Genomic DNA, 24860 nt, shown 5'->3' with positions numbered 1-24860 from the left:
GGGGTTATCCGAAGCGGCCGTTGACGTAGTCGAACGTGCGCGAGTCGAGGGGGCTGTCGAACATGGCCTCGGTGTCGCCGTGCTCGACGATGGCGCCGGGCTGGCCCTGTGTCGCGAGGAAGAACGCGCACTGACCCGAGACGCGCTGCGCCTGCTGCATGTTGTGCGTGACGATGACGATGGTGACGTCGTTGACCAGTTCGAGCATGGTCTCTTCGATGACGCGCGTCGACGTGGGGTCGAGGGCCGAGCAGGGCTCGTCCATGAGCAGCACGCGGGGCTTCACGGCGAGAGAACGCGCGATGCAGAGGCGCTGCTGCTGACCACCGGACAAGCCGCCGCCGGGCGCGCGCAGACGGTCGCGAACCTCTTTCCAGAGGCCCGCCTTCGTGAGGCAGCTTTCGACGAGGTAGTCACGTTCGTCACGGCTCGACCGTGTTCCCGTGAGTGTGAGGCCCGCGATGACGTTGTCGTAGATCGACATGGCCGGGAACGGGTTGGGCTTCTGGAACACCATGCCGATGCTCTTGCGGGCATCGACGAGGCGCCGTCCGGTGTCGTAGATGTCCTCACCGTCGATGAGCACCTCGCCCGCGAGGCTGGCCGACGGGATGAGCTCGTGCATGCGGTTGAGGATGCGCAGGAACGTGGACTTGCCGCATCCGGACGGGCCGATGAGTGCCGTGACGACGCCCGCGGGCATCGTGAGGGATACGCGATCGAGCACCTGGTGGTCGCCGAACCACGCCGAGATGTTGCGGGCGTCGAGTTCGGCGAGGGGCGCGCGGGCGGGGTCGAGACCCGCGAAGGGGTGCAGGGCGGTCTGCTCGAAACCGGCCGGGATGGGCGGGGCGCCGGGCGTTGTGTAGGCCGGGGCGTAAGCCGGTGCGGCTCCCGGGGCCGCACCGTGGGGCGTAGTCAGCGTGGCCGACGGGCCGCCGAACGGCGTGTTGGCCAGGAACGGGTTGGACGCCTCGTAGGTGGCCGGGTGCACGGTCGTCACCGAGTCCACACCGGAGGCGTAGGGCGCCGAACCCGTGGGCTGAGGAGCGAAGGGCGAGCCGGGCTGCGCCCCCGACGGCGCGGACCCTGACGCCACGCCCACGGCCTGCGGCGCGGCGTGTGGCGCAACGGGCACGGGCTGCGGCGCGACGGAGGCCGCGACATCCGAGGACCGTGCTCGCCGCGAACGGCTCGTGCGGGTGGGGAGGATCTCGGTGCGCTGCTGGTCGGGCGTGTTGTCTGTCATGCGTTTCTCTCTCGGGTCGAACTCGTCAGAGGAGGTTGGGAAGAAGGCGCGTCACCTGGTCGGCGACGAGAAGGCCGCCGAGCACGAAGAGCGGCGCGGCCACGACCCAGGTCTTGCGGGCACCCAGGCGGCGGAACGACCACACGGCGCCCAGCGAGATCGCCAGGAAGAACTGGCCCGCGAAGACGAGGGCCCACACCGTGGACGTGTCGGTCGCGAGCTCTTTGTGGCTGGGCGGCAGCGAGATCGCTGTGGTCTGGCGTTTTCCGGCGGGCTGCGCATCGCCCACGAGCTGTGCGTCGACGCGCACGACACCCGACGGAATGAAGGCGGCCCCGCGCGCGGTCTCGAGGATGAGTCGGCTCTGGCCGGCCGCGGGCGGCGCGGGTGCGGGATCGCCCGCGTAGCGCGTGCCGATGACCTCGAAGATGTTGGCGCCCTGGCCCGTGACGACCGTGATGCGGTCGCCCGGTGCGAGACGCTGGATGCCGCCGAACGGGCCGCCGTAGGAGCTGGCGCGGCCCATGACGACGCTGATGCCCTGCTGGCCGGGCAGCACGGTGTCGCGGCGGTGGCCGGGCCCCGACTGCAGCACACCCGATGAGGAACCCTCGGAGACGACCTCGCTCAGGCCGAGCGCCGGGATGTCGATGCGGGCGACGGGAGCGCCGTCCGCGAGCAGCGCGCCATCGGAGTCGCCCTCGGAGACGGGCGCGACCGATGTCGAGAGTTGCACGCGGAAGGCATCCTGAAGCTTCTGCTGGTTCACCTGGTGTTGCAGGTGGCTCAGGATCATGAGGTTGATGGCGAAGCCCAGGAGGAGCGCGGCGAGCATCGAGAGGACACCGCGCGCGATCGCCTGGTTGCGGCTGAGGGGCGCGAGCTGGCGCGGGGGCCGCGGAGCGCGACGCGGGGGCTTGGGCGGCCGGGGCGGCCGGGCCGCGCGCGGAGCCTTCGGCGCACGACCGGCAGCGGCGCCCGATCGGTCGTGGATGTCGTCACCGGCCCCCAGCGGCCCGCCCGGGCCGATCAGCAGGTCGGTGCGCGGGGCTTCGATGGCGTCGGGGCGCTCTTCGGCGATGGTCATGCGAACTTCTTCTCCGCGACGGTGGTGGTGATGTAGCCGACGATGCGCCAGGCGGCGAGGCCGAGCAGCACGAACAGGGCGAGGCCCATGAGATAGAGCGGGGGGATGACGACCATGGCGTCGCGCTGGACCTTCTTCGTGTCGACACCGTCGATCTGAGCCGGCGGCGTGATGGTCGCGTGCGCGTTGACGATGCCCCACTGACCGGCTCCCGGGACGACGGCCGAGACGATGCGCTTCTCCCCCGGCTTGAGGCCCGTGACGGTGACCTGTCCGCTTGCGCCGAGACGGTTGCCGAACGGCCCGCCCAGCCAGAAGTCGGCCGACAGGTCGATGGTGCTCTTCGAGGCGTTGCGCACGCCCACCTTCACGTCGACCTCGCCCGTGAAGGGGTTGAGCGACGGGATGTACGAGGTCGAGATGCCGCCCGCGAAGAGGCCGCCGCCGAGGTCGACCTCGTCGGCCGCGGTCACGGGGTCGGTGCTGGTGGGCGCGGTCGAACCGGGCAGATCGGATGTCGCGCCGCCCGTTCCGCCGGAGCCGGAGCCCGACGAGCCGCCGCCGAAGCCGCCGCCCGTGCCGGTGCCGTCGCCCGAGCCCGTGCCGAGCCCGCCGTCGCCCGAGGTGCCCTCGCCTCCCGTGTTGCCGGGGGCATCGGTCGCGGGGGGCTGCGTGGGCGCCGGGAGGTCGACCTGCAGGCCGATACCGCTGCCCGGGCTGGGCGTCGGGGTGGGCACGGACAGCGCGCGCAGGCTCGTTGCGGACGGGGCCATAGGCGACACTGCAGTCGAGGACACTTCCTCCGAGGACACAGCGGTCGCGGCGGTCGCGGCGGTCGCCGACACCGCCGGAGCGACGAGCAGCGCCGTCGCCAAGCCGGCGGCCGACAGCGACACGGTCACGCGTCTCGTGAGCACTCCGCCCATGCGGGTGCGAGAAAGACGACGCGATGTCGAGGTCTGGGGCGTGCGCATCTCAGCGGCGTCCTTCCGGGTGAAGCGGGCTGGCGGGCGGACCCGCGGTGCTCGAGGCGGCATGAGAAGCGGCGGGAGAAGCGGCCTGAGAAGCGGCGGGTGCCGTGGCGGGAGGTGACGCGGGCGTGCCGCCAGCCGCCGGCGCGGCGCCGCGGTCGGCCTCGGCCTTCCGGCGCGCCTCTTCTTCGGTGTAGGCGATCCAGGCGGCGGCATTCTTCGCATCGCTGCGTCGGCGCCAGCGCAGCCACAGCCACACGAGCAGCGCGATCGCGGCCAGGACGAGAAGCCAGATGGGCCACGCGATCGTCACGGTGTCGCGGCTGGTCGCGGGCAAGGGACCGGGGTTCAGGGCATCCGCGTCGATGACGGCCGCGAGCTTCACGTAGGGGTTGAGGTAGGCGTATTGCCCGACACCCTTCACGTCGACCGTGACCGTGCGGGTCGAACCCGGCAGCATCTCGGTGAGTTCCTGCCGCTTCACCTCGCCGAGGGTCATGCCGAAGAGGCCGTTGACGCCCATGACGAGGTTCGCTCCGAGGGCCACGTTGCCCGCGTTCTTGAGCGTGAAGGTGAGCGTGGTGCTGCCGTCGAAGGGGTTGATCGATGGGTTGTAGCGGGCCTCGAGCGACGAGATCGTCAGGGCGGGCTGCAGGTCGCCGGGCACGCGCACGTAGACGCGGGTGGCGACGCGGCGGTCGACGAGCACCTGGCCCTCGGCGGATTGCACCGAGATGACGATGCCCGCGGCATGGTCTCCGGGGCGGGCGTCGGCGGGGACGTCGACCGTGAACGGAACGACCTGAGAGGCGCCGGGGTCGAGAGGGATGCTCATCTTCTTCTGGCCGCCCTCGAACGTGACCCAGTTGCCGGCGTCGGTCACCGCGGCATCCGTGTCGAGCAGCCCGTAGGAGCCGTCCTCGGTGTTGTAGGCGTCGGTCGCGAACACCTGCATGGTCTGCGGTGTCGTGCCCGTGTTGCGCACGAGGTACGAGTCTTCGAGGTGCTGCCCCGGGGATGCCTGGTAGCTGAAACGTGAGCGGTCGTCTTGACCCTGCCCGTCGGAGGGCGTTCCGGAGATGCCGTCGGTGTCATCGGCGTGAGCTGAGACGACCCCCGTCGACAGCGAACCGCCCAGCAGCGCGAGCAGCAGAACGATCGTGGAGGCGGCGCGTGACGTGCGTCGGCTACGGGCAAAAATGGGCACAGTACATTCGTCCAAACGGAGTTGGCCTCGGTCTGGCCGGATGTTGAACCAGACGTTAACGGCCACGGGCCGGAGGCTACAAGGTGCCCCCAGTGCGGGGGCGGAGGTGCGGGATGCGCGGAATGCGCGGGTGCTAGAAACGCAGGTACGGGGGCGGCTCCAAGAGCCACCCCCGCACCCCGGTGGGGCTACTTCGAGACGAGCGTGAGCGTCATCTTCGAGGTGTAGGTTCCCGCGGGCTTGTCACTCGGGGCGACGAACGTGAGCTCGCCTCCCAGCGTGAGGTTGGCCACGGCGGTGCCGGCTGCGCTCGTCGCGAAGGCGGCGGGGTAGACCGACGAACCGGCCTTCTGCTCGGCGCCCAGCGAGATGCCGGCGGGCGCTGCGACCGACGCGGACGGCTTGAGGCCGAGCTGCTTCTTGTCGATCGTGGCGTTGGCGGCGGCGTTGGTGAAGTCCGCGACCGTCGCCGTGAGGTCCCAGCCGGGCTTCGATGCCGCGCGGGCGTCGGCCACCGTGAAGGCGGGCAGGGTGCCCGTGGCGGTCGAGACACCGTCGACGACCGTCGCGTTGCCGATGGTCGCCTTGGCGCCGGCGGGAACGTTCAGGCTGAGGGCGCCATCGGTCGGGGCCGGAACGACGGCCTCGAGGTCGATGTCACCGGTCTGGGCGCCGGCGGGCGGCTCGGTGGGGGTCGTGGTGCCCGTGGGCTCCTGGACCGTCCAGTTGCCGGTTCCCTTTTCGACCGTGATGGGAGCGTAGAACACACCCGACTTGGCGAGGGCGACACCGTTGTAGATGAGGCACGCCATACCGAGCGAGTACTCGCCACCGTTGGCCTTGACCTGAGCGGCAGAGCCGAGGACCTGGCCGCTCAGCTTCGCCGCGAACTGCTGAACTTCCTTGTTGCTGCCGGGGATGAAGCCACCGTCGGCGTAGGCGGTCCAGGCGCTGATGGTGCGCTCCTGGCCACGCGGCGCGATGAACGTGCGCGTGGTCTCGGTGTCGGACGAGCACTGGAAGCGGCCGTAAGCGTCGGTGGCGGAACCGACACCGATGAGCTCGGCATCCCAGTCGTGGACGGTGCCGGGGGCGAAACGCGTCTCTTCACCGGCGTCGTAGATGTAGACCTCGGCGTCGGAGCCGTTGAGTCCGGGTGCAGCCGAAGCTGCCGTGACCGATGCTCCGATGAGCGACGCGGCCATGACGCCCACCGCGGCGACGCGGATGGCGGTTTTGTTCAACATGATTGCCTTTCTGGGCAGAGGTGGAGCGGGTTAGGAGAGGTTGGCGCGCAGGGGGACGGTGCTGGAAGGAGCGAGGAAGCCGAACTTCTTCTTGACAGCGCCCGAGGTGGCCGCGCCGGAGTTGAAGTTGGTGAGGCTCTTCGTCTTGGTGCTGTCGACGAGGGCCGCGAGGTTTGCGTCGTACTTGGCGTTCGTCGAGTCGATGCGGGCCTGCTCGACGACGACGTAGGTGTCACGACCCCACGTGGTGTTGGCGTAGAAGGGGGCGTTCGGGGCGATCGCGGCACCGGTGCCGGTGGTCGGTGCGACCGAGCCCTGCGTCGAACCGAGCACGGCGTTGCCGGTGCGGTTCTGGCCGGCGCCCGACTTCTGGGCCACCCAGCTGGCGACCGAGAAGGGGATGATCTGGCCGTCGCCGGTGAGTACGGTGCCGTCGTTCTCGGCGAAACCGGGCTGCTGCACGCAGGAGCCGAGCGTGGGGTTTCCGATGGCGGTCAGGAAGAACTTGCGCGTGCCGGAGGCGGCCTGCGGAAGAACGGGTGTGACGGGCACGCCGCCGACCGACGTGACGGTGCACTCGTAGACCTGCTTGAGCGTCGCGGCGCTCAGCTGGTCGAGGCCGGCACCCTGGTAGGCGTAGGAGACGGCGTCGCGGCCGAACGGGATGTAGGCGAGGGCGCCGTTGTTGTTCGCCAGCGCGCCGGGGCCCGAGGAGGAACGAGCGATGTCGACCTGGCCGGGGATAGCGACAGCGGGCGTGGTGTTGCCCGAGACGCTGAAGTTGCCACCGTCGATCGAGCGACTGAGCGCCTTGACGCCGTCACCGGAGCCGGCGGGACGAGCGAAGTAGGCTCCACCCGACTTGGCCTGGATGGCGGCGGAACCGAATGCGTCGAACGATCCGATCGTGTTGCCACCGGCGGTGACGCGCACGTTGGAACCCGTGATCGTGGTGCCGTTGGCGAGGGCGTTACCGGCATCCTGCAGGGTGTCCGAGCCGGCCAGCACGTAGCTGTTCGACACCGGGTCGGCGTTGGCGGGTGTAGCGAGCGCGAGACCAGCGACGGCCACGCCCAGGGCTGCGCAAAGCGCAACAGCCTTCTTCGTCTTCACTGCGTTTCCTTTCGGGAGGGTTTACCGACCGATGCTCGGAGAAGCAGGGCCGACTCGGCGTCGATTCCGCCGGCGGCGGGTTGTTCGACGGGGTCCAAGAGTGTGGGCATCAGAACCGACGTCTGAGGCGGGAGAGGAGCGGCACCGCGAGAGCGGAGGCCAGCCCCGTGAGCACGCCGACGGGAACGGCGAAGCCGATCGAGCCGAGGGCGGGGTCGTCGGGCGTGATGGGACCGCGCAGGTCGGCGGCCAGGTCGCCCGTGGCGGAGGGGTCGGTGCTCGCGGAGGCCGCATCGACCGAGCCGCCCGTCGAGCCGGTGTTGGCGAACGAACCCGTGGGTGCGCCATCCCCCAGGCCCGAGCCGTCGAGGGTCGGGCTGCCGTCCGAGCCGGCACCGGTAGGGGCTTCGGCGGGCGGCCACCCACCCGATTGGATGGCGGCGGCGGCGCGCACGGCCTGATCCTGCCACCCGGCCGGGATGGGCGCGTAGCCAGCGGGGAGCGTTCCGTTGTCGGTGCCGGGGTTCTGACCCGTCGTGGCGGCGTAGCGGATGAACGCGGCGTAGTCGGCGCGCTGGGCCTCGTCGGCGATCGACGGGGCCGCGGCGGCGTAGACCGGCATCGCGAGCGGGTAGGCCGTCGGCGCGCCCTTCGCCTGCTCGCCGGCGGGGTCGTATTCGTAGACCTGCGCCTGCGTGGCCGTTGGCGTCATGGCCGCGGCGGCCGCGGTCAGCGACTCGCTCGTGGGCGAGACGAACTGGCCGGCGGGGTTCAGCAGGGATGCCTGCACCACTTGGTACTTGGCGGCCGACGCCGTGTCGGTCAGCCCGAGCACGCGCTGGTACCCCGTGAGGTTGCGGATGCTCTTGCCGTACTTCGGCGGAGCGGACTGCGGGTCCCAGGCCCCGAGCGTCTGACCGTCGCCCCGCAGCGTCAGGTAGGCGCCCGTGTCGAGGTCGTTCGTGTAGGGCCGCCACGTGACGAGGTTGACCACGCCACCCGTCGTCGGCGATGCGGGCTGCTCGACGGGGTCGGCCTTCGGCGCGTCGTCGCGCGGGTAGCTGAGACCCGTGCCCGTGGGGTTCTTCGTGCTGGAGGTCGAGCTGTAGGGGTTGACGACCATGCCGTAAGGGTCGGGGGTGCCCTCGAGGAAGGCCCGGGCGTCGGCATCCGCCATCACGTAGCGCCACAGCTGGTAGAGGGCATCCGATCGACCCTGGGGTACGAGCAGGTCGGAGAGCGACGGGCTGACGAGCGACTCGTTTTTCCAGTCGGCGTCGTTGATCGCGAGGAAGTCGGGGTCGAACGTGAGGTTGCGCGCGTTCTTGCCGGGTTTCGCGGTGCTCTCGAAACCGAGGTGCTTCTTGTCGGCGAGCGTCGGCAACGCGTCGAGGTAGGAGTTGGTGAGCAGCTTGGCCACGAGGCGCGGCGTGAGCTTCATGCTGTCGTAGGGCAGACCCGTTTTGGCCAGGGCGGCGGGCGGCGTGGTGCCGTTGTCGACGGGCTGGCGGTCGATGGCGAACGACACCGAGACGCCGGCGAGGGCGACGGGCGCATAGGCGAGTGAATCTTCGACCTTTTCACCGTCGGGCCCGGCGAGGGGGCGGGAGGTCAGGGCGAGGGCCGAGGCATCCGGGGACAGGCTGGCCGCTTGCAGGGCATCGGATTCGGTGCCCGCGCTCATCGTGTAGGTCGCGCCACCCTGCGCACCGCAGAGGGTCGGCTGCCACGAGGCCACGGCGCCCGCGACGAGCTCCGAGCCCGAGAGCTGGCGTTCGGCCTGGCCGAGCTCGCACGAGATGCCGAGGGGCTTGAAGTCCATGCGGAACGCGATGCGGTGCTTCCAGTTGTCGGCGAAGAGGCCCGACTTGGTGACGTGCTGTTCGCCCGCGTCGTGGGTTCCGCGCGGCACGACGACGAGCCAGCAGGCCTTGCCCTTCTTCGAGCCGTCGGCCTGCGCGACGGGGTTACCGCAGCCGAGACCGGATGATTGCAGCGCCGTCTGCACCTCGAACTTGGCCGAGCCGTTGCCGCCCGAACCCGAGCCGGCCCACTTGACCTCGTTGGAGGTGTAGGGACCGAAGAACTCGTTCTGGTTCACGTTGACGTCGACCTGTTTGCCGTCGACGATGCTCGACACGACCTTGCCGTCGACCGAGCGGAACGGGATGGACGAGTAAGCGGGGCGGAGGACGCCCTGGCCGGGAACCGTGTACTGCTGATCGGCCGCGTCGACGTTCTTGTCGTCCATGGCGTTGTCGCGCGTGGCACCCGGGGCGTTGAAGGCGCCGTACTGGCACGTCGTGCGGTCGGGCACCGGGATGCTCGACGCGGGGTCGTCGCCCCAGCACTGCATGATCTGTAGGAAGTTCTCGCCGCCCGTGTCGCCCGAGGGAACCGTGGACTGCTTGCCGCCGGTCCAGCTGACGGTCACGCCCTGCGCCACGAGTTCGTCGGTCTGCGAGACCGTGACCTTCAGGTCGGGGAACGGCGCGTTGGCGATGTCGATGTCCTGCTCGGCGGCCGCGATGGTCACGGGGCCCTTGGCGTCGGCGTGGGCGCTCGAGACCGGCGCGATGGTGTTCGACAGCAGCAGCACACCCGTGACCGCGAGGCCGACGACCGCTCCGAAACCGAGCGATCCTCGGGTGAAGAGACCCGTGCGCGGGGATGTCTGAGCGGCGCGGGTGCGGCGCGAGACGAGGCGCCGGGCGGCGGCTATGCGGGTGTGTGTCACGGGGTGTACTCCAGATGCTGTGGCCAGAACGGGGCCGATGAGAACGAAATTATGGGCGGTTCGTGTCCGCGAGATGAACGCGTGCGGAACGAGCCATCTCCGCAGGCTGACGCTTGCCGCGGGTGCCTCCCCCCGACCAGGGGGCACACCCGCGACAGCGTCGTAGGGCCTAGCGGGCGCGCTTCAACCGGCGCGACAGGAACGGCGGCAGGACGATGGCGCCGAGCAGCAGGATGCCGGCCGCCAGCATGCCGTTCTGGGCCCAGCCCCAGCCCTCGTCGGGCAGGTCGAACGCCGTCGCTACGGCCGAGCCGCCCGTTCCGCCACCCGAAACCAGGGCTCCGTTGGCGTCGTAGACGACTTCACCCGTCGCGCCACCCGCGGTTCCGGCATCCGTGCCGGCTCCCGCTCCCCCGTCGGTGGCCGCACCCGCGCCGCCCGCACCCGTGGTGCCGCCCGCGCCGCCCGTTGCCGAGCCGCCCGTTCCGCCACCCGTCGTCGCGGTGTCTTCCTTGGCGCCCGCCGTGCCCGTCGTGCACTGGTTCGGGCCCTGCTTGTCGCAGTCCGCCGGCTGGGCCGCGGTGGCCGCGAGCTGGTTGTTGCCCGGCGAGTCACCGGGCTTGAAGGTGGGGTTGTTGCACTTGTTGATGTCGACGCCCGAGGCATCCGCACCCGGGATGCGCTTGATCTGCTCGAAACCGGCGAGCACGAGGTTCATGGGCAGCGGCGAATAGCCGAGCGCCGAGGCCTGCTGTTGGCCCTCGCACAGCATGTAGTTGGCGAACGCACCGAGCGTCTTGCCCTTCTCGACCGTGACCGAGTTGGTGGTCGCCGTCGGCACGATCATGTAGGAGTAGCTCGAGAGCGGGTAGGTGCGCTTGTCGCCGTTGTTGTAGACGCCGTCGAGGATCTGCGTGAGGTAGTCGGCCGAACCCTGGTTGGTGTTGATCTGCGCCTGCATGAGGGCGACCGCGACCGAGGATGCCGTGGGCTCGACGTAGTAGCCGGCCTTGTTCAGCACCTTGGCCACGGGGAAGCCCGACTTCATGGCATAGGAGTACTCGACGTAGGTGATGGCACCCTCGCCGTAGCCCTGCTTGACGAAGCCCGAGACGCCGAGCGAACCGTTCTGGCCCTTGGCGTTGCCCGTGACGGGGTACTGCGACGTGAGGCCGCAGGGCGTCGTGCGACCGGCGACCTTGCAGAAGGCATCCCAGAGGCCCGGGTACTGCTTCGACATCCAGAGCGTGAACTGCGCGGTCGAGCCGGAGCCGTCGGAACGCACGACGGGGATGATCTTCTTGTCGGGCATGGCGAGGCCCGGGTTGTCCTGCGCGATCTGCGGATCGTTCCAGTTGGTGATGACGCCCGTGAAGATCTTGGTGACGGTCTCGCCGCCGAGGCGCAGGTTGGTGACCTTCTTGCCCGCGATCTTGAGATTGTACATGAAGGATGTTCCGCCGGCCACGATGGGCATGTAGGCGAACCCGGTCGTGGGCTTCTCGGGGGCCGAGCCATCCTCGGGCTTCGACTGGAACGGGATCTCGGAGACGGCGTAGTCGACGCGCTGGTTGATGAAGTCCTGGCGGCCGGCCGATGAGCCGACACCCGAGTAGTTGATGGTCATGCTGTAGTTCGAGGCCACGTTCTTGCGCCACTGGTCGAGGGCGTTCTGTGACCACGTCGAACCCGAACCCGTGATGGGGGTCCAGGAGGCGGCGAGGGCCGGGGCGGCACCCTGCCCGCCGATCAGCCCGATGAGGAGGAAGGCGGCGGCGAGGCCGGCGACGAGAATGCGGATGGTGCGGGTGAAGCGCGTCACAGCGACGACTCCTTCTGCTCGGGGTTCTGCGGGGCGGCGGCCGGAGTGGCCGCCGGGAAGTTCGGGTTGACGAACGTGCGGGGTGTGTGGGCGCGCGGCGCCTGCTCGTCGACCATCTCGGGCACGAACGTGTACACGGGCGACGCCGCGCGCCGCTCGATCTCGCGGTCGGCCATCTGGTGGGCCATGCGCTGCGTGTCGCGCACCGATGCCGCGGCCGCCGCGCGTCGCTGCCGATCGGTCAAGACGCCCGGGCCGCGCCCGCCAATGATGCGCGCCACGAAGAACAGCGCCAGCACGAGCACGATGAGCACGGCCGCCGTGCCGAAGCCACGCGCGATCATGTTGGGCTCGGGCGAGCGCACGAAGTCGAAGACCTGCAGCGGCAGCGAGATCATCGGGCCCTCGAAGGGGTTCGTGTTCATGACGGCCGTGACGCCCGACGTGAGCAGCACGGGCGAGGTCTCGCCGATGCCGCGGGCGGTGCCGAGGATGACGGCCGTGACGAGTCCGGACTTCGCGGTCGGCAGCACGACGTGCCAGATGGTGCGCACGCGCGACGCGCCGAGAGCGTAGGACGCCTCACGGAGGTTGCCCGCGACGAGGCGCAGCACGACATCCGAGGCGCGGATGACGATGGGCAGCATCATGACGGTGATGGCGAGCGACGCGGCGAAACCCGAGCGCTGGTGCGTGATCAGGGTGATGATGGCGGCATAGACGAAGAGGCCCGCGACGATCGAGGGCAGGGCCGTCATGGCGTCGGCGATGGTGCGCACGAACCGCGCGAAGGGCCCGCCGACCTCGTTGAGGAACACGGCCGTGGTCACGCCGAGCGGCACCGTGATGGCCAGCGCGATGCTGATCTGGATGAGCGTGCCGACGATGGCGTGGATGATTCCACCCATGCTCAGCGGATCGAGCGGCCCGGCGAGCTCCATGGTCTGCGTGAAGAAGTTGAGGTGGGGCAGGGCCTCGCTGCCGCGCGCCAGCGTGTAGACGGCGATGAAGACGAGCACGGCGAAGAGCGTGATGCCGGCGCTGTAAAGCAGCGTGGTCATGACGCGGTCGCGCACCTGCTGGCGGTCGGCGCGCAGCGAGACGAGCAGCGCGTAGAGGCCGATGAACGCGAGGAAGGCGACGACGCCCCAGCCGATCGCACCCGTCATGGGGGTGAACCAGCCGAAGAGCAGGCTCGCGATGGCGCCGCCCGCGAGGAGCGACCCCAGCAGGTTGAACTTGTCGTCGATCGTGGACTGGCGGATGCGGCGGCGCTCGCCGATCTCGACACCCGTGGCGTCGGGGATGAACGTGCGTGCGTGCGCGGCGACGGGTTCGTGGCCCGCGTCGTCGGCGAGAGCATCCGAGGGTCTGGTCAGAAGATCGCTCACGATCAGCTCGTCTCTGCGCCGGAGCGCGACCGGGCGACGATCGACGACGCCGTGAAGTTGATGACGAGCGTGATGAGGAACAGCACGAGACCCGCGGCCATGAGCGCCGACAGCCCGAATTCGCTCGACTCGCCGTAGCGCAGGGCGATGAGGGCCGACACCGAGTTGGTGCCCGTCTTCAGCACCTCCCAGTTGATGGTGAACACCGGGGAGATGATCATGTACACCGCGATCGTTTCGCCGAGCGCGCGGCCGAGGCCGAGCATCGTGCCACCGATCATGCCGCCCCGCCCGAATGGCAGAACGACGGCCTTGATCATCCCCCAGCGGGTGGAACCGAGCGCGAATGCACCTTCGCGCTCCCCCGGCGGTGCCTGCGAGAAAGCTTCGCGCATCACCGACGTCTGGGTGGGCACCACCATGAACGCCACCACGATGCCGGCGATGAACGCCGACCCCGTGAACGCGGCCGGTTCGGTGAGGGTGTTGCCCGACGCGTCATCCACGCGGAAGATCGGGATGAACGCGAGGTAGGTCGAGATCCACTGCGAGACCGGGATGATCGCGGCCTGCAAGAAGAAGGCGCCCCACAATCCGAACACGACACTCGGCACGGCGGCCATGAGGTCGACCATCGTGACGAGGAACTGGCGCACCTTGGGCGGCACGATCTCGGAGATCAGCAGGGCGGTTCCGAGCGCGAGCGGCACGGAGATGACCATGGCGACGAGGGCGATCGAGAACGTGCCGAAGAGGATGGCCGCCATGCCGAACTTCTGCGTCTCGGGCGACCAGGCCTGCTCGACGAGGAACGACGGGCCCGCCACGCGCAGGGCGTCACCGGCGCGCACGGCCAGGAAGAGGCCCACGAGCAGCATGATGCCGACGGTCGTGGCACCGGCCGAGTAGCCGACGATGCGGAGCGCCTGGTCGGGGCCGGAGAGCGCCGTGGCGAGGGAGCGGCGGCCGGAGGATTTACCGGGCTCGCCGGTCGGCGTGCCGGTCGCGGCAGGTTGAGCCGCAGCATCCGAGGCGGGCTTCTCGTTCGCGCCGGCCACCAGCACGTCGGTGCGGGCGTCGGCCAGCAGCACCTCTTCGATGGTGACGAAGTCGTCGTCTCGTTTCATGAGCACTTTCGGTGGGGGGTGTTCGGTGTTCCGGCATCGCGCCGCAAGCACACGATCCGGTCGTTCGGTGAACGGCGGGCATCGACAAGGTGAAGGAGCCATTGCCCCGAGACGAGGAACAGGCGCGCGAGGCCCGGAAACATCAGCCTCGTCCCCCGCTTTGGGGTGGTGCCTGGGCGCCGGATGTCGGGGCCGTCGTGGCGGGCGGGTTCGCCGGTTTCGGGTTGCCCGGGTTTGCGGGTGCCGTCGGAGAGGTGCCCGGCTGCGTTCCGGGCTGCGGAGCACTGTGCCCGACGACCAGGCTGACGACCGACCCGGTGGCCTGGCGAGATCCCTCGCCCGGCGACGCCTCGAGCACGATGTCGGCCTGCGACGGCGAGGTCACGGCGCGGCTGTCGAGGCGCACCGCGAAACCGGCGGCCTGCACAGCCTGGACGGCCGCCTGCGAGGTGAGACCCGTGACGGGCGGGACGGCGTTCGACCCGGAGGCCACGACGAGATCGATGGCGGTTCCCTCGGGCACGGCGGCACCCGCCGGCGATCCGGTGGACAGCACGGCGTCGGCGGCGAGCGGCGAATCCTGACGAGAGACGGCACCGGGCAGCAGCCCGGCCGCCGTCAACAGGCGTTCGGCGGCGGCTAGCGAGACACCCGCGAGTTCGGGCACGGTCGCCGTGGCTGCGGGCGCCGGGGCGGGCACATCGGATGGCAGGGGCGCGGGCGTCGATGCCGTCGGCGCGGGTGCGGGGGCTGCCGTGGCGCTCGGGGCCGGCGACTCCCCGGCCTCGGAGGACGATGGCGCCCCCGTGGCCGCGCCCACCCAGATGGCCGTGACGGTGGCCAGCACCACGAGCCCGGCCACCCAAGGCCAGAGCAGGCGGCCCGAGTCGTCCGGTTCGGCGGCGGCGGTCGTCGCGTCGAGGGGTCGGACGGGCGTTCGGAAGGCGGCAGTCGAGGCGGCAGTCGAGGCAGCAGTCGAGCCGGTCGCCGTGGCCGGCCGCAGGGAGGTGGTCGGCGCACCGGGAAGGCCGCGGTTCGTGCCGAGAACGGTCGTCGCAGCGGCGGCACCCAGAGCAGCGCCGCCCAGCCCGGCCACGGCAGCCGGCAGACGCTTCGTCACCGAGGCATCCGCCGCGCCCGTAGCGCCAGCCATGCCAGCCGCGCCAGCCGCCGCCCAGCCGCGCCGCACCCGGATGCGCTCGAGGGCCTCGGCGAGCGCCGTCGCACTCTGCCACCGGTCGTCAGGATGTTTGGCGAGGCCGCGCACGACGACGCGGTCGACCTCGCCGGGGATGCGGCTGTTCTCGGCCGAGGGCACGGGTGGGAGCGCCTCGCGGTGGGCGGCCATGGTGCGTTCGGGGGTGGGCCTGACGTAGGGCGCGTGTCCGACGAGGGCGAAGAAGAGCACGGCCGAGAGCTGGTAGACGTCGCCGCGTTCGTCGACGGGGGCGGCGATGGATTGTTCGGGTGAGACGTAGTCGGCGTTGCCGAGCACGCCGTGCGGGGCATCCGGGTCGGCCGTCGAGCGCAGCACGTCGCTGCCCGTCGAGGGCTTGCCCGGTGTGTCGGCGAGGCCGAAGTCGATGAGGCTCACGTCGAGGGTGCCGTCGGGGCGGCGGTGCACGAGCACGTTGGCGGGTGAGATGTCGCGGTGCACGAGGCCTGTGGCGTGCACCGCGGCGGTGGCGCGGGCGAGGTCGGCGGCGAGCGCCAGGGCGTCGGGCACGGTGAGGGGGCCGCCCTCGGTCACGGTTTCGGCGAGCGAACGTCCCTCTCGGAACGGGAAGGCGATCCAGGCGCGCTCCTCGTCGTCCGAGCGGTGCACGCCCGTTGCGATGGCCGACACCACTCCCGGGTGTGTGAGCCCCTCTGTCGCGCGGGCTTCGGCGAAGAATGCCTCCCGCAACGCTTCGTCGGCCGAGAGGTGCGGGTGTAACACCTTGATGGCAACGCGGGCTGCGGGGTTCGGTGTGCCGGTCGCAACGGTGCCGGTCGCAACGGTGCTGGCCTCCTCGGTGCCGACCTCCTGGGTGCCGGTATACACGGTGGCGGCATACACGGATGCCGAGCCGCCCGTCCCGAGCAACTCCCCCAGCTTCCAGCGCCCCGACAGCAACACGCCTAGGCCGATCCGACCAGGGTGGCCGCAGCGGACCCCGGCGAGCGCGCGATGGCGGCCGAGGCGACGAGCTGCACGGCGGCGGCCGCGGACTCACTGTTGGCGGCTGCTCCCCCGTACCACCGGCCGCACGTGAGCACGACGACCCCGCGGTGCGAGGCTACCCAGCCGCGCATGCCGGGCCGAGGGCCGAGCACGAGGGACACCTCGAGGTCCTCGGACGAGTTCTGCAGCTGCACGGCGTGACGCTCGGCGTCGACGATGGTGCGGTAGAGGTGCGCGCTGCGCGCGAGTTCGCGGTTGTTGGGTGCGAGGAGGCGCCAGACGACGGCGGGTTCGGCGAGCCCGCGGGCGGCTTTCGTCCGGGCATCGGTCTGCGAGCGGGCATCGAGCTGCGTGCGGGTGTCGGCGTGGGCGCGGGCATCGATCGGGGCGCGGACGTCGGGTTCCGCCATCACTCGTGCGGACGTCGTGCCGAAGGGCTCTGGGGTGTCGCCGGAACGCCGGCCTCGCGCATCCACGCCGTCGAGCTCTGCCTGGAACCTCGACCAGGCGGCCAGCATGGGGTCGGTACGCGCGGCGAACGAGGTGAACACGATGCGAGCGCCTGGCGCCATGACTCCCCCGGGGCGAGTGGGAACGAACGAGGATCCGGGCGTCGGGCGCGCGGTGGATGACCGGCCGGAGCGGCTGCGCTTCGGCCCGTGTTCGCACTCTCGGGCTCACAGGTTGCGCATAGACATCCGAAAGGTGAAGGCGACGTGTCCGGAATATGAGCGGTCGTGCGGCCGTGTCACCCGTTCGGGAGCGGGGCTATCACGGATTGGCACGAGGCTTGCCCCCCGTTAGGGAGCAACAGTCTAGAACGACTTCTCCGGAGAAGCACTCCCTTGTCACCGAGGAGAAGCGCTTCTACATTCGTTGAATCGGCATTGGCGCCTGAGCGCCGCCACAGCACACCCAGGAGAACCCATGACGGTCGTCACACCGAAGACCAGCCCGACAGGAAAAGAACCCGACGGCCCGGACAGTGAGAAAACCTCACAGAGCGCCGGTCGCCGCGCGGGCAAGAAACCCAAACCGCACCGCGATCGCTTCAACCGCCGCGAAGCCATCTCGGGCTATCTGTTCATCGCCCCCTGGGTGATCGGATTCCTCATCTTCACGGTCGGCGCCATGGCCTACAGCCTGGTCATTTCGTTCAGCCGCTACAACCTGGCGGCCAACACCTCGACCCCCGTCGGGCTCGCCAACTACGAGGCCCTCTTCACCGACCCCAAGGTGGGCGTCTCGCTCGCCAACACGCTCTTCTACGCCGTCATGGCCGTGCCGCTCGAGATCGCCTTCGCGCTCGTGCTCGCCCTGCTGCTCGACAAGGTCGGCCGCGGCGCCGGGTTCTTCCGCACCCTGTATTACCTGCCCAAGATGACGCCCACCGTGGCGACGGCCGCCGTGTTCCTCCTCCTGCTGAACGGCAACACGGGCGCCATCAACCAGTTCCTCGGCATCTTCGGCATCGAGGGGCCGCAGTGGCTCATCGACCCCGCCTGGGTGAAACCGTCCATCGTCATCATGACCCTGTGGGGCGTGGCCGGAACCATGGTCATCTTCCTCGCCGCGCTGAAGAACGTGCCGCGCGAACTCTATGAGGTGGCCTCGCTCGACGGCGCCGGCCCCATCCGCACGTTCTTCCGCATCACGGTGCCCATGATCTCGGGCGCCATCTTCTTCAACGTCATCGTGTTGACGATCGCGGCCTTCCAAGTCTTCGACCAGGCGTATCTGCTCTTCTGGCGCGACCAGTCGAGTTCGTCGCCCGAATCGTCGCTCTTCTACGCCGTCTACCTCTTCCAGCAGGCGTTCCGTCAATTCAACTTCGGTTTCGCGGCCGCCATGGCCTGGCTGCTGTTCGTCATCATCCTGCTCATCACGCTCGTGCAGGTGAAATTCGGCAACCGATTCGTCTACTACGAGGGAGATGACCGCTGATGAGCGTCACCCAGTCCAGCCCGGATGCCGCGAAACTCGCCGCCGGAGCGCTCGCCGATCCCGCCATCGCCCAGAACGCGGGGCCCGAGTCATCCCGAAACGGCCGTCGCCGCCGCCTGACCGGCCCGCGCCGCAGTGGACCGCAGACCCTCGTCGGCCGCCTGCTGCTCGGCGCCGTGCTCGTCATCTTCGCGCTGCTGTTCCTCTACCCGTTCGTGTGGCTGCTGGCCGCGAGCCTCAAGCCGCGCGGCGAGGTGTTCGACAATGCGCTGATCCCCAAGACCCTCACGTTCGACAACTACGCCGAGGTGTGGAACCAGCTGCCGCTGCTCAACTGGCTCGGCAACTCGCTCATCATCGCCCTGCTCGCCGCCGCCCTCGTCGCGATCTCGAGTTCGGCCGTGGCGTTCGGGTTCGCCTACTTCCGCTTCCCGGGTCGCGGCCTGCTCTTCGGCCTGGTGCTCGCCACCATGATGCTGCCGGGCGCCGTCACCATGATCCCCCAGTACCTCATCTGGAAGGAGCTGGGCCTCATCGGCACGTGGGTTCCGCTCTTCGGCATGAACCTCTTCGGGTCGGCGTTCTACATCTTCCTGCAGCGGCAGTTCTACTTGGGGCTGCCCCGCGAACTGTTCGAGGCCGCCCGGCTCGACGGGGCGTCGAACTGGCAGTTGTTCACGAAGATCGCCATGCCCCTCAGCATCCCGTCGTTCATCATCGTGTTCATCTTCGAGTTCCAGTCGTCGTGGAACAACCTGCAGGCCGCGCTCATCTACCTGAACGCCGGGTCGGTCGAGCAGTTCACGGCGCCCCTCGGCCTCGCCTACGCCATGACCAAGTACTCGCCCACGAACGGCGGCCAGGGCGACTACCAATACGTCATGGTCGCGGCCCTGCTCATTACCCTGCCGATGCTCATCATCTTCTCGTTCGGGCAGCGCTACTTCGTCGAGGGCATCGCCACACAGGGCCGCAAGGGATGACGCGTCACAGAATCCTTCTCATCAGCGACACGCATATCCCGGCCCGGGCCCCGCGATTGCCGCGTGCGGTCGTCGAGGCCATCGATGAGGTCGACCTCGTCGTGCACGCGGGCGATTGGGTGGATGTCGCGACCCTCGACGTGCTCGAACGCCTCTCGCCGCGCTTCGTCGGCGTGTACGGCAACAACGACCACGGCGTGCTGCGGGAGCGACTGCCCGAGGTGGCGCGCTTCGAGCTCGACGGGCTGCGGTTCGCCGTCATTCACGAGACCGGTGCGACGACCGGGCGGGAGAAGCGAGCGGATGTCGCGTTCCCCGATGTGGATGTGCTCATCTTCGGGCATAGCCACATCCCCTGGGACTCGGTGTCGCCGCGCGGTATGCGGCTGCTCAACCCCGGGTCGCCCACCGATCGTCGCCGGCAGCCGCGGTGCACGCTGATGATTGCGACCGTCGAGGACGGTGTGCTGACCGATGTCGAGGTGCGCACCGTCGAACGGGATTTCAGCGCCGAGGTGCCCGAACCCTGATCGGTGCCGCCGTCGCCGTCACCCTCGCAGCCGCCGGTGCCCTCGTCGCTGCCCTCGCCGTTGCCCTCGCCGTGCGGGCTCGTCGTGCGGACGGGGCCGGATGTTTCGGTTGCAACACGCTTCCCCCGAATGGGTGACACGGGTTTGTAAGGATGGGTAACATACCGGGAACGGTGGCGGGCACCGGGTTCACGACACGATCGGGGCTCAGATGGCGAGTAACGCCGAAACGGCCTGGGTGCGGGCCTGCGTGGCGCACGCGCTGCGCGGCGAGGCAGACACCGACACGGACGGCGCTGGCGCGGGGCCCGGGACTGTCGCTGGCACCGGCACCCGCACCCTCACCGGCGCCGCTGATACCGCGGCAGTCTGGTCGCTTCTCACACCCGCGCAGCGCGCCGGCCACGCGCCCCTCCCCGATCCCCTGCCCGCGGCGCAGTCCCTGACCGACCGACTGGCGCCGCGCCTGGGCAATCTCCCGGCCGCCCATCGCCGCGCCCTCCTCATTGCGAGCGTGTCGATCTCCGACCGCACGGAGGTGCTCGCGGCCGCCAGCGGTCTGACGCTCGACGGACTCTTCGACGGAACGTTCGACGGCCTCGTCTCGTTCGTCTCCCGTCGCTACCGCCTGAGCGATCCCCGCGTGCGAATCGTCGCCCACGCCACCGCAAACGTCGCTGAACGCACCGACGCCCACACTCGTCTCGCGGCGGCCCTCGCCGAATCCTCCCCGTACGAAGCCGCCTGGCATCGCTCCCTCGCCGCCCTCGGCGGGCTGCCCGACGTCGTCCCGCGCCTCCTCGGCCTCAGCCGCCGGGCCCTGCGCCGCGGCGACAGCGTCTTCGCCTACCGCGTCGCCCGAGAGGCCGCCAGCCAGTCGGAGCCCGGACGCCTGCGCACCATCGCGCAGCTGCGGGCCGGGCTCTCGGCGCTTCACTCGGGGCACGCCCGCGAGGCACGCGAGTGGTTAGGCGCCGTCCTGCGGTCGGGCGACGTCATGCTCGAGGCATCCGCGCTCGCCGCCTTCATCTTCTCGGTGGGCGCGGCCGACGGGCACGTGCCGCACGCCGACCTCGACCGCCTCGAAGCCCGCTGGAGAGCCGAAACGGGTCGAGGACTCACACCGGCATACGGTCGCGGCATCGTCCTCGGCCTCGCGACGGCCGCCGCCCTGCACGCCGAACGGGACGACGCGGCGTCTGCCCGGGCATTCGGCGAGCGCGCCCGCGAGCTGACCCGGCAGATGGGCTCGACGGATGCGGCGAGCGCCGGCCCGGCGAACGACATCGTCTCGGGCGTCTGGGTGTGGTTGGCGGCGTGCGGTGTGGCCGGTTCGGGCGCTGCGGGAAGCGCCGAGGCAGGTTGGTCAGAGGCAGGTTGGTCCGAGGCCCCGGCGAGGTCGTCAGATCCGACGGTCGCGGCGGGCCTCTCGCTGGTCGACGCGTTCTCCGCGCTCTCGAGGCGCGGGGCCGCCGGTGCCCGGGATGCCGCGCACGCGCTCGCCGACAGCATCCTGTCTCTGGCGCCGCTCGACCGGGAAGCGGCCCGGGACGGAGGAACCCGCGGTAGCGCCACCCCGCTCGTCGAAGCACACCTGCGGGTGGCCCACTGGATCGTCGAGCAAGCCGGCAACGAGAGCACCCCCCATACGGCAGTGTCGGACGCGCCGCCGCGGCGGGGGCCGGTTTCCGATCCGGGTGACCCCCTGCTGTCCCGCCTGCCCCTGCACCTGCCCTTCGGCGGAACCTTCGTGCGCCAGCTCGACGCTTCGGCCCCGATAGAGCGCACGGGCGACGACGCAACACCGAGCGTTCTTCATCTTCCCCGGCGTGTGGGTCTGGCAGGCCGGCCGGGGCCGACGCCCGAACATCCGACGCGGTTCGACGACACATCACCCCACGCATCCCGCAGCGGCGGTCGGGCGGTCGCCGGCGCTCAACCGCTCGATGAAGCCGGTGAGACGGCGCATCCTCTCGCCACCGTGCAGCGCCTCTTCCCCGACGACGAGCCCGCCTGGCTCGCCGCCCTCACGGCTCGCGAAGCAGAAGTGGCCCGGCTCGTCGTCGGCGGGGCCAGCAACCGCGAGATCGCGGGGCGCATGCACCTCTCGGTGCGCACGGTCGAGGTGCACCTCGGCCGCGTCTTCCAGAAACTGAACGTGCACTCGCGCACGCAGCTCAGTTTGCTCGTGCACCGGGGCGGCTACGTAGAAACCCGTAGCTGAGGCATCCACTTGATCACGGGCTCCGACGAGTATGCGGGAATCCCTCATGTGCCCGGCACCGGCCCCCACCTATCGTCATCACAACCCGGGCGGATGCGCGGCCGAACCCCAGTGCATCCACCCCTCATCCCGCAACCTGAAAAGGGTTTACCGATGACACCTCGACGTTCCACCCTGAAACGCGTGCTCGGGGCGGTGGGGGCACTCGCCTCCGGCCTCCTCGTCACCTCGACGCTGTTCGCGCTTCCGGCACCGCCCGCCGCCGAAGCCGCCACCACGAACGGCACCATCAACGGATACCGCAACGTCGGCTATTTCGCCCAGTGGGGCGTCTACGGCCGCGACTTCAAGCTCAAGGCCCTGCAGGACTCGGGCGCCGCCGGTAACCTCACGGCCATCAACTACTCGTTCGGCAACATCGACAACAACAACCTCACCTGCTTCATGGCCAACAAGGCCCAGGGCACGGGGCCGAACGGTTCGGATGGCGCGGGCGACGCCTACGCCGACTACGGAATGGGTTACACGGCCCAGAACTCGGTGGCCGGTGTGGCAGACACGTGGGACCAGCCCCTCGCCGGGTCGTTCAACCAGCTCAAGCAGCTGAAGGCCAAGAACCCCGGGCTGAAGCCCATCATCTCGCTCGGCGGGTGGACGTGGTCGAAGAACTTCTCACGCGCCGCCGCCACGCAAGCATCCCGACAGAAGCTCGTCTCCTCGTGCATCGATCTCTACATCAAGGGCAACCTGCCGCTCATCGACGGGCGCGGAGGCCCGGGCGCAGCCGCCGGCGTATTCGACGGCATCGACATCGACTGGGAGTGGCCGGGCACATATAGCGGCCTCGAGGGCAACGGCGTCGACACCGTCAACGACGCCAACAACTTCCGGCTGCTGCTGAAGGAGTTCCGCACGCAGCTGGATGCCTACGGCTCGACCACCGGCAAGCACTACACGTTGAGCGCCTTCCTGCCCGCCAACCCGGCCGACATCGCCGCGGGTGGATGGAACAACCCCGAGAACTTCACCTACCTCGACTACGGCAACATCCAAGGGTATGACCTCTGGGGCGCCTGGGACCCGACCCTCACGGGCCACCAGGGCAACCTCTACGACGACCCCGCAGACCCCCGGCCGGCAGCCCAGCGCTTCAGCGTCGACAAAGCCGTCAAGGCCTACACGTCCAAGGGCATCAAACCGGCCCAACTCGGCCTCGGACTCGCCACCTACGGCCGCGGCTGGCAGGGCGTTCCCTCGGGCAAGCCCTGGAGCCCCGCGACCGGCGCGGCCCCCGGAACCTACGAGGCCGGCAACGAGGACTACGACAAGCTGAAGAACCTCGGCACCGATCACTACGACGCCGCCATCGGCGCCGCCTGGCGATCCGACGGCAATCAGTGGTGGAGCTACGACAACCCGCAGACCGTGAAGCTCAAGGCCGACTACATCGTCAAGAACAAACTCGGTGGCGGCATGTGGTGGGAGTTGTCGGGCAACCGCGACGGCACCCTCATCCAGACGCTCACGACCGCGCTGCGTCAGGCGGCGGCCGGGCCCGTCGGGGGGACGACGCCGACGACTCCCCCGGTGACACCGACACCGAGTCCCACGCCGACTCCGACGCCGACGGCCCCTTCGACCACGAACCCGACGCCCACGCCGACGCCCACCCCGACGACGCCGCCCGCGACCGACGCGTGGGATGCGACGAAGGTCTACGTCGCCGGCAACCGCGTCACCTACAAGGGTGTGCGGTACGAGGCGAAGTGGTGGACGCAGAACAACATCCCCGGCACCGAGGAATGGGGTCCCTGGAAGGTGATCTCCTAACCGCCGCGCACGAAGACACCGATTGAGGATGCTGCCCGACACGCCGTCGGGCAGCATCCTCGTGTCTCGTAGCACCCGCGGCATTCCGGGCCCGCGACCGGCCGGCCGGAATTCGTCCTAGTGCGCGCTTCGGCGCAGCGACATACTGGTGCACACCACGTCACGTTCACACTGGCCGCGAGGAGAAACACATGGCTTCCGTCATCGGCGAGATCCTGCCACTGGCCCTCGGCATCGCGATCAGCCCCGTGCCGATCATCGCCGCCATCCTCATGCTGTTGTCGCCCAAGGCGCGCACGACGAGCGTCGGATTTCTGCTCGGCTGGGTGCTCGGCGTCGTCATAGCCGTCATCGCATTCACGCTGCTGTCGTCGCTGTTGCCCGAGAGCGACGAGGATGCGTCGAAGCCCATCGCCGGCGTCATCAAGATCATCCTCGGCCTCCTGCTCCTGCTGCTCGCCACGAAGCAGTGGCGCTCGCGGCCCACGGGCGACGGCGAGCCGCCCCTGCCCAAGTGGATGTCCGCCATCGACTCGATGACGCCCGCGCGCGGGCTGCTGCTCGGCTTCGCGCTCTCGGCGCTCAACCCCAAGAACCTGCTGATGAGCGTGGGGGCGGGTGTGACCATCGGCGGCGCGGCGCTCGGTGCCGGCGAATCGACCGTCGCGATCGTCGTCTTCACCGTCATCGCGGCCTGTACGGTCGCGGTGCCCGTCATCGGCTATCTGGTCGCCTCGAGTCGCATGGCCGGCCCGCTCGAGAAACTGCGCGCGTGGCTCGTGCACAACAACTCGACCGTCATGGCCGTGCTGCTGCTCGTCATCGGCGTCGTCATGGTGGGCAAGGGCATTTCGTCGTTCTGACGGCGAGTTGTGCTCAGTTCCGGTCGTCGAGTTCGTCGACCGAAAGGCTTTCGCCCGGTCGCGGCGTGCGGAAGGGAGAATCGCCGTGTGCGCCGCCTGGGCCAGGGGCATCGTCGAGCGCGTTTTCGCTATCCTCCACGTGCTCCGTGTCCTCCGTGTTCTCGGGCAGGACATCGGGCTCTTCCGCGTCCGGAACGCCCGGCGCACCGGGGCCCGGTTCCGCCGCCGCGGGTGCGGAATCGTGGTCATCGGACTTCGGAAGCAGGGGCTCGAACATCGACATGCTCAGAGATTCTCATTCCAGGGTGTCGTGCGTCAGCCCCCTTGACGGCGGTCGGCGAGTGGTTCCGGCTCGCTCGGCACAGTCTGTG

At 69.7% G+C, this 24860-nt stretch carries 19 protein-coding genes; 6 read left to right on the top strand and 13 right to left on the bottom strand.

Annotated elements, in window-relative coordinates:
- Positions 1-4: 4 nt before the first annotated feature.
- The 12 genes from ALI44B_RS01780 to ALI44B_RS01725 all read right to left on the bottom strand — a co-directional run bounded on the left by ALI44B_RS01780 (position 5) and on the right by ALI44B_RS01725 (position 16687).
- The gene (locus ALI44B_RS01780) at positions 5-817 is read right to left on the bottom strand and encodes a phosphate ABC transporter ATP-binding protein (protein ID WP_077053894.1); all 813 of its coding nucleotides are present in this window, start codon (positions 815-817) and stop codon (positions 5-7) included.
- A 457-nt stretch (positions 818-1274) separates the two neighbouring features.
- Entirely contained in the window at positions 1275-2336 is a 1062-nt protein-coding gene (locus ALI44B_RS01775; RefSeq protein WP_083709407.1) for a sortase, read from the bottom strand.
- On the bottom strand, positions 2333-3310 hold the full coding sequence (locus tag ALI44B_RS01770; protein ID WP_077053062.1) for a hypothetical protein: 978 nt from the start codon (positions 3308-3310) through the stop codon (positions 2333-2335). The genes ALI44B_RS01775 and ALI44B_RS01770 overlap by 4 nt, the downstream gene beginning before the upstream one ends.
- 1 nt (position 3311) lies before the next feature.
- Complete coding sequence (locus ALI44B_RS01765) at positions 3312-4514, bottom strand: WxL protein peptidoglycan domain-containing protein (RefSeq protein ID WP_077053061.1); 1203 nt, start codon at positions 4512-4514, stop codon at positions 3312-3314.
- 188 nt (positions 4515-4702) lie between these two features.
- Complete coding sequence (locus tag ALI44B_RS01760) at positions 4703-5761, bottom strand: hypothetical protein (RefSeq protein WP_077053060.1); 1059 nt, start codon at positions 5759-5761, stop codon at positions 4703-4705.
- Positions 5762-5791: 30 nt separating this feature from the next.
- The gene (locus ALI44B_RS01755) at positions 5792-6874 is read right to left on the bottom strand and encodes a hypothetical protein (RefSeq protein ID WP_077053059.1); all 1083 of its coding nucleotides are present in this window, start codon (positions 6872-6874) and stop codon (positions 5792-5794) included.
- Positions 6875-6983: 109 nt separating this feature from the next.
- Positions 6984-9611 (bottom strand): hypothetical protein, encoded by a 2628-nt coding sequence (locus tag ALI44B_RS01750; RefSeq protein WP_077053058.1) that lies wholly within the window; start codon positions 9609-9611, stop codon positions 6984-6986.
- A gap of 169 nt (positions 9612-9780) precedes the next feature.
- Positions 9781-11433: a phosphate ABC transporter substrate-binding protein PstS gene (gene pstS, locus ALI44B_RS01745; RefSeq protein WP_143458932.1), complete on the bottom strand. Its 1653-nt coding sequence runs from the start codon at positions 11431-11433 to the stop codon at positions 9781-9783.
- Complete coding sequence (gene pstA / locus ALI44B_RS01740) at positions 11430-12824, bottom strand: phosphate ABC transporter permease PstA (RefSeq protein WP_238591978.1); 1395 nt, start codon at positions 12822-12824, stop codon at positions 11430-11432. The genes pstS and pstA overlap by 4 nt, the downstream gene beginning before the upstream one ends.
- A 2-nt stretch (positions 12825-12826) precedes the next feature.
- Positions 12827-13951 (bottom strand): phosphate ABC transporter permease subunit PstC, encoded by a 1125-nt coding sequence (pstC, locus tag ALI44B_RS01735; RefSeq protein ID WP_083709406.1) that lies wholly within the window; start codon positions 13949-13951, stop codon positions 12827-12829.
- Positions 13952-14093: 142 nt separating this feature from the next.
- Entirely contained in the window at positions 14094-16070 is a 1977-nt protein-coding gene (locus ALI44B_RS01730; protein ID WP_077053057.1) for a serine/threonine protein kinase, read from the bottom strand.
- 2 nt (positions 16071-16072) lie between these two features.
- On the bottom strand, positions 16073-16687 hold the full coding sequence (locus ALI44B_RS01725; protein WP_077053056.1) for a hypothetical protein: 615 nt from the start codon (positions 16685-16687) through the stop codon (positions 16073-16075).
- Positions 16688-17042: 355 nt separating this feature from the next.
- Between ALI44B_RS01725 and ALI44B_RS01720 the strand changes: the two genes are divergently transcribed.
- The 6 genes from ALI44B_RS01720 (at position 17043) to ALI44B_RS01695 (ending at position 24489) form a co-directional block, all read left to right on the top strand.
- Entirely contained in the window at positions 17043-18059 is a 1017-nt protein-coding gene (locus ALI44B_RS01720) for a carbohydrate ABC transporter permease (RefSeq protein ID WP_083709404.1), read from the top strand.
- Positions 18056-19042, top strand: coding sequence for a carbohydrate ABC transporter permease (locus tag ALI44B_RS01715; protein WP_496507421.1), 987 nt, complete (start codon positions 18056-18058; stop codon positions 19040-19042). The genes ALI44B_RS01720 and ALI44B_RS01715 overlap by 4 nt, the downstream gene beginning before the upstream one ends.
- On the top strand, positions 19039-19572 hold the full coding sequence (locus tag ALI44B_RS01710) for a metallophosphoesterase family protein (RefSeq protein WP_077053054.1): 534 nt from the start codon (positions 19039-19041) through the stop codon (positions 19570-19572). The genes ALI44B_RS01715 and ALI44B_RS01710 overlap by 4 nt, the downstream gene beginning before the upstream one ends.
- A 211-nt stretch (positions 19573-19783) precedes the next feature.
- A complete protein-coding gene (locus ALI44B_RS01705) occupies positions 19784-21796 on the top strand; it encodes a helix-turn-helix domain-containing protein (RefSeq protein ID WP_083709403.1) in 2013 nt (670 codons plus the stop codon).
- Between the two features lie 153 nt (positions 21797-21949).
- Entirely contained in the window at positions 21950-23626 is a 1677-nt protein-coding gene (locus ALI44B_RS01700; RefSeq protein WP_077053052.1) for a glycosyl hydrolase family 18 protein, read from the top strand.
- A gap of 191 nt (positions 23627-23817) precedes the next feature.
- Complete coding sequence (locus tag ALI44B_RS01695; RefSeq protein WP_077053051.1) at positions 23818-24489, top strand: GAP family protein; 672 nt, start codon at positions 23818-23820, stop codon at positions 24487-24489.
- A 13-nt stretch (positions 24490-24502) separates the two neighbouring features.
- Here the strand turns inward: ALI44B_RS01695 and ALI44B_RS01690 are convergent, their stop codons facing one another.
- Positions 24503-24772: a hypothetical protein gene (locus ALI44B_RS01690; RefSeq protein WP_077053050.1), complete on the bottom strand. Its 270-nt coding sequence runs from the start codon at positions 24770-24772 to the stop codon at positions 24503-24505.
- Between the last annotated feature and the right edge of the window lie 88 nt (positions 24773-24860).

This window comes from Leifsonia sp. ALI-44-B (assembly GCF_001984125.1).
Lineage (GTDB): Bacteria > Actinomycetota > Actinomycetes > Actinomycetales > Microbacteriaceae > Okibacterium.
Note: the sequence above shows the minus strand (reverse complement) of the source record. Positions and strands in the feature narration are given on the sequence as shown.

Coding starts and splice junctions, on each gene's coding strand:
- ALI44B_RS01775 (WP_083709407.1), bottom strand. CDS start 2,336: ATGACCATCGCCGAAGAGCGCCCCGACGCCATCGAAGCCCCGCGCACC.
- ALI44B_RS01770 (WP_077053062.1), bottom strand. CDS start 3,310: ATGCGCACGCCCCAGACCTCGACATCGCGTCGTCTTTCTCGCACCCGC.
- ALI44B_RS01760 (WP_077053060.1), bottom strand. CDS start 5,761: ATGTTGAACAAAACCGCCATCCGCGTCGCCGCGGTGGGCGTCATGGCC.
- pstC (WP_083709406.1), bottom strand. CDS start 13,951: ATGAAACGAGACGACGACTTCGTCACCATCGAAGAGGTGCTGCTGGCC.
- ALI44B_RS01725 (WP_077053056.1), bottom strand. CDS start 16,687: ATGGCGCCAGGCGCTCGCATCGTGTTCACCTCGTTCGCCGCGCGTACC.
- ALI44B_RS01720 (WP_083709404.1), top strand. CDS start 17,043: ATGACGGTCGTCACACCGAAGACCAGCCCGACAGGAAAAGAACCCGAC.
- ALI44B_RS01710 (WP_077053054.1), top strand. CDS start 19,039: ATGACGCGTCACAGAATCCTTCTCATCAGCGACACGCATATCCCGGCC.
- ALI44B_RS01705 (WP_083709403.1), top strand. CDS start 19,784: ATGGCGAGTAACGCCGAAACGGCCTGGGTGCGGGCCTGCGTGGCGCAC.
- ALI44B_RS01700 (WP_077053052.1), top strand. CDS start 21,950: ATGACACCTCGACGTTCCACCCTGAAACGCGTGCTCGGGGCGGTGGGG.
- ALI44B_RS01695 (WP_077053051.1), top strand. CDS start 23,818: ATGGCTTCCGTCATCGGCGAGATCCTGCCACTGGCCCTCGGCATCGCG.
- ALI44B_RS01690 (WP_077053050.1), bottom strand. CDS start 24,772: ATGTCGATGTTCGAGCCCCTGCTTCCGAAGTCCGATGACCACGATTCC.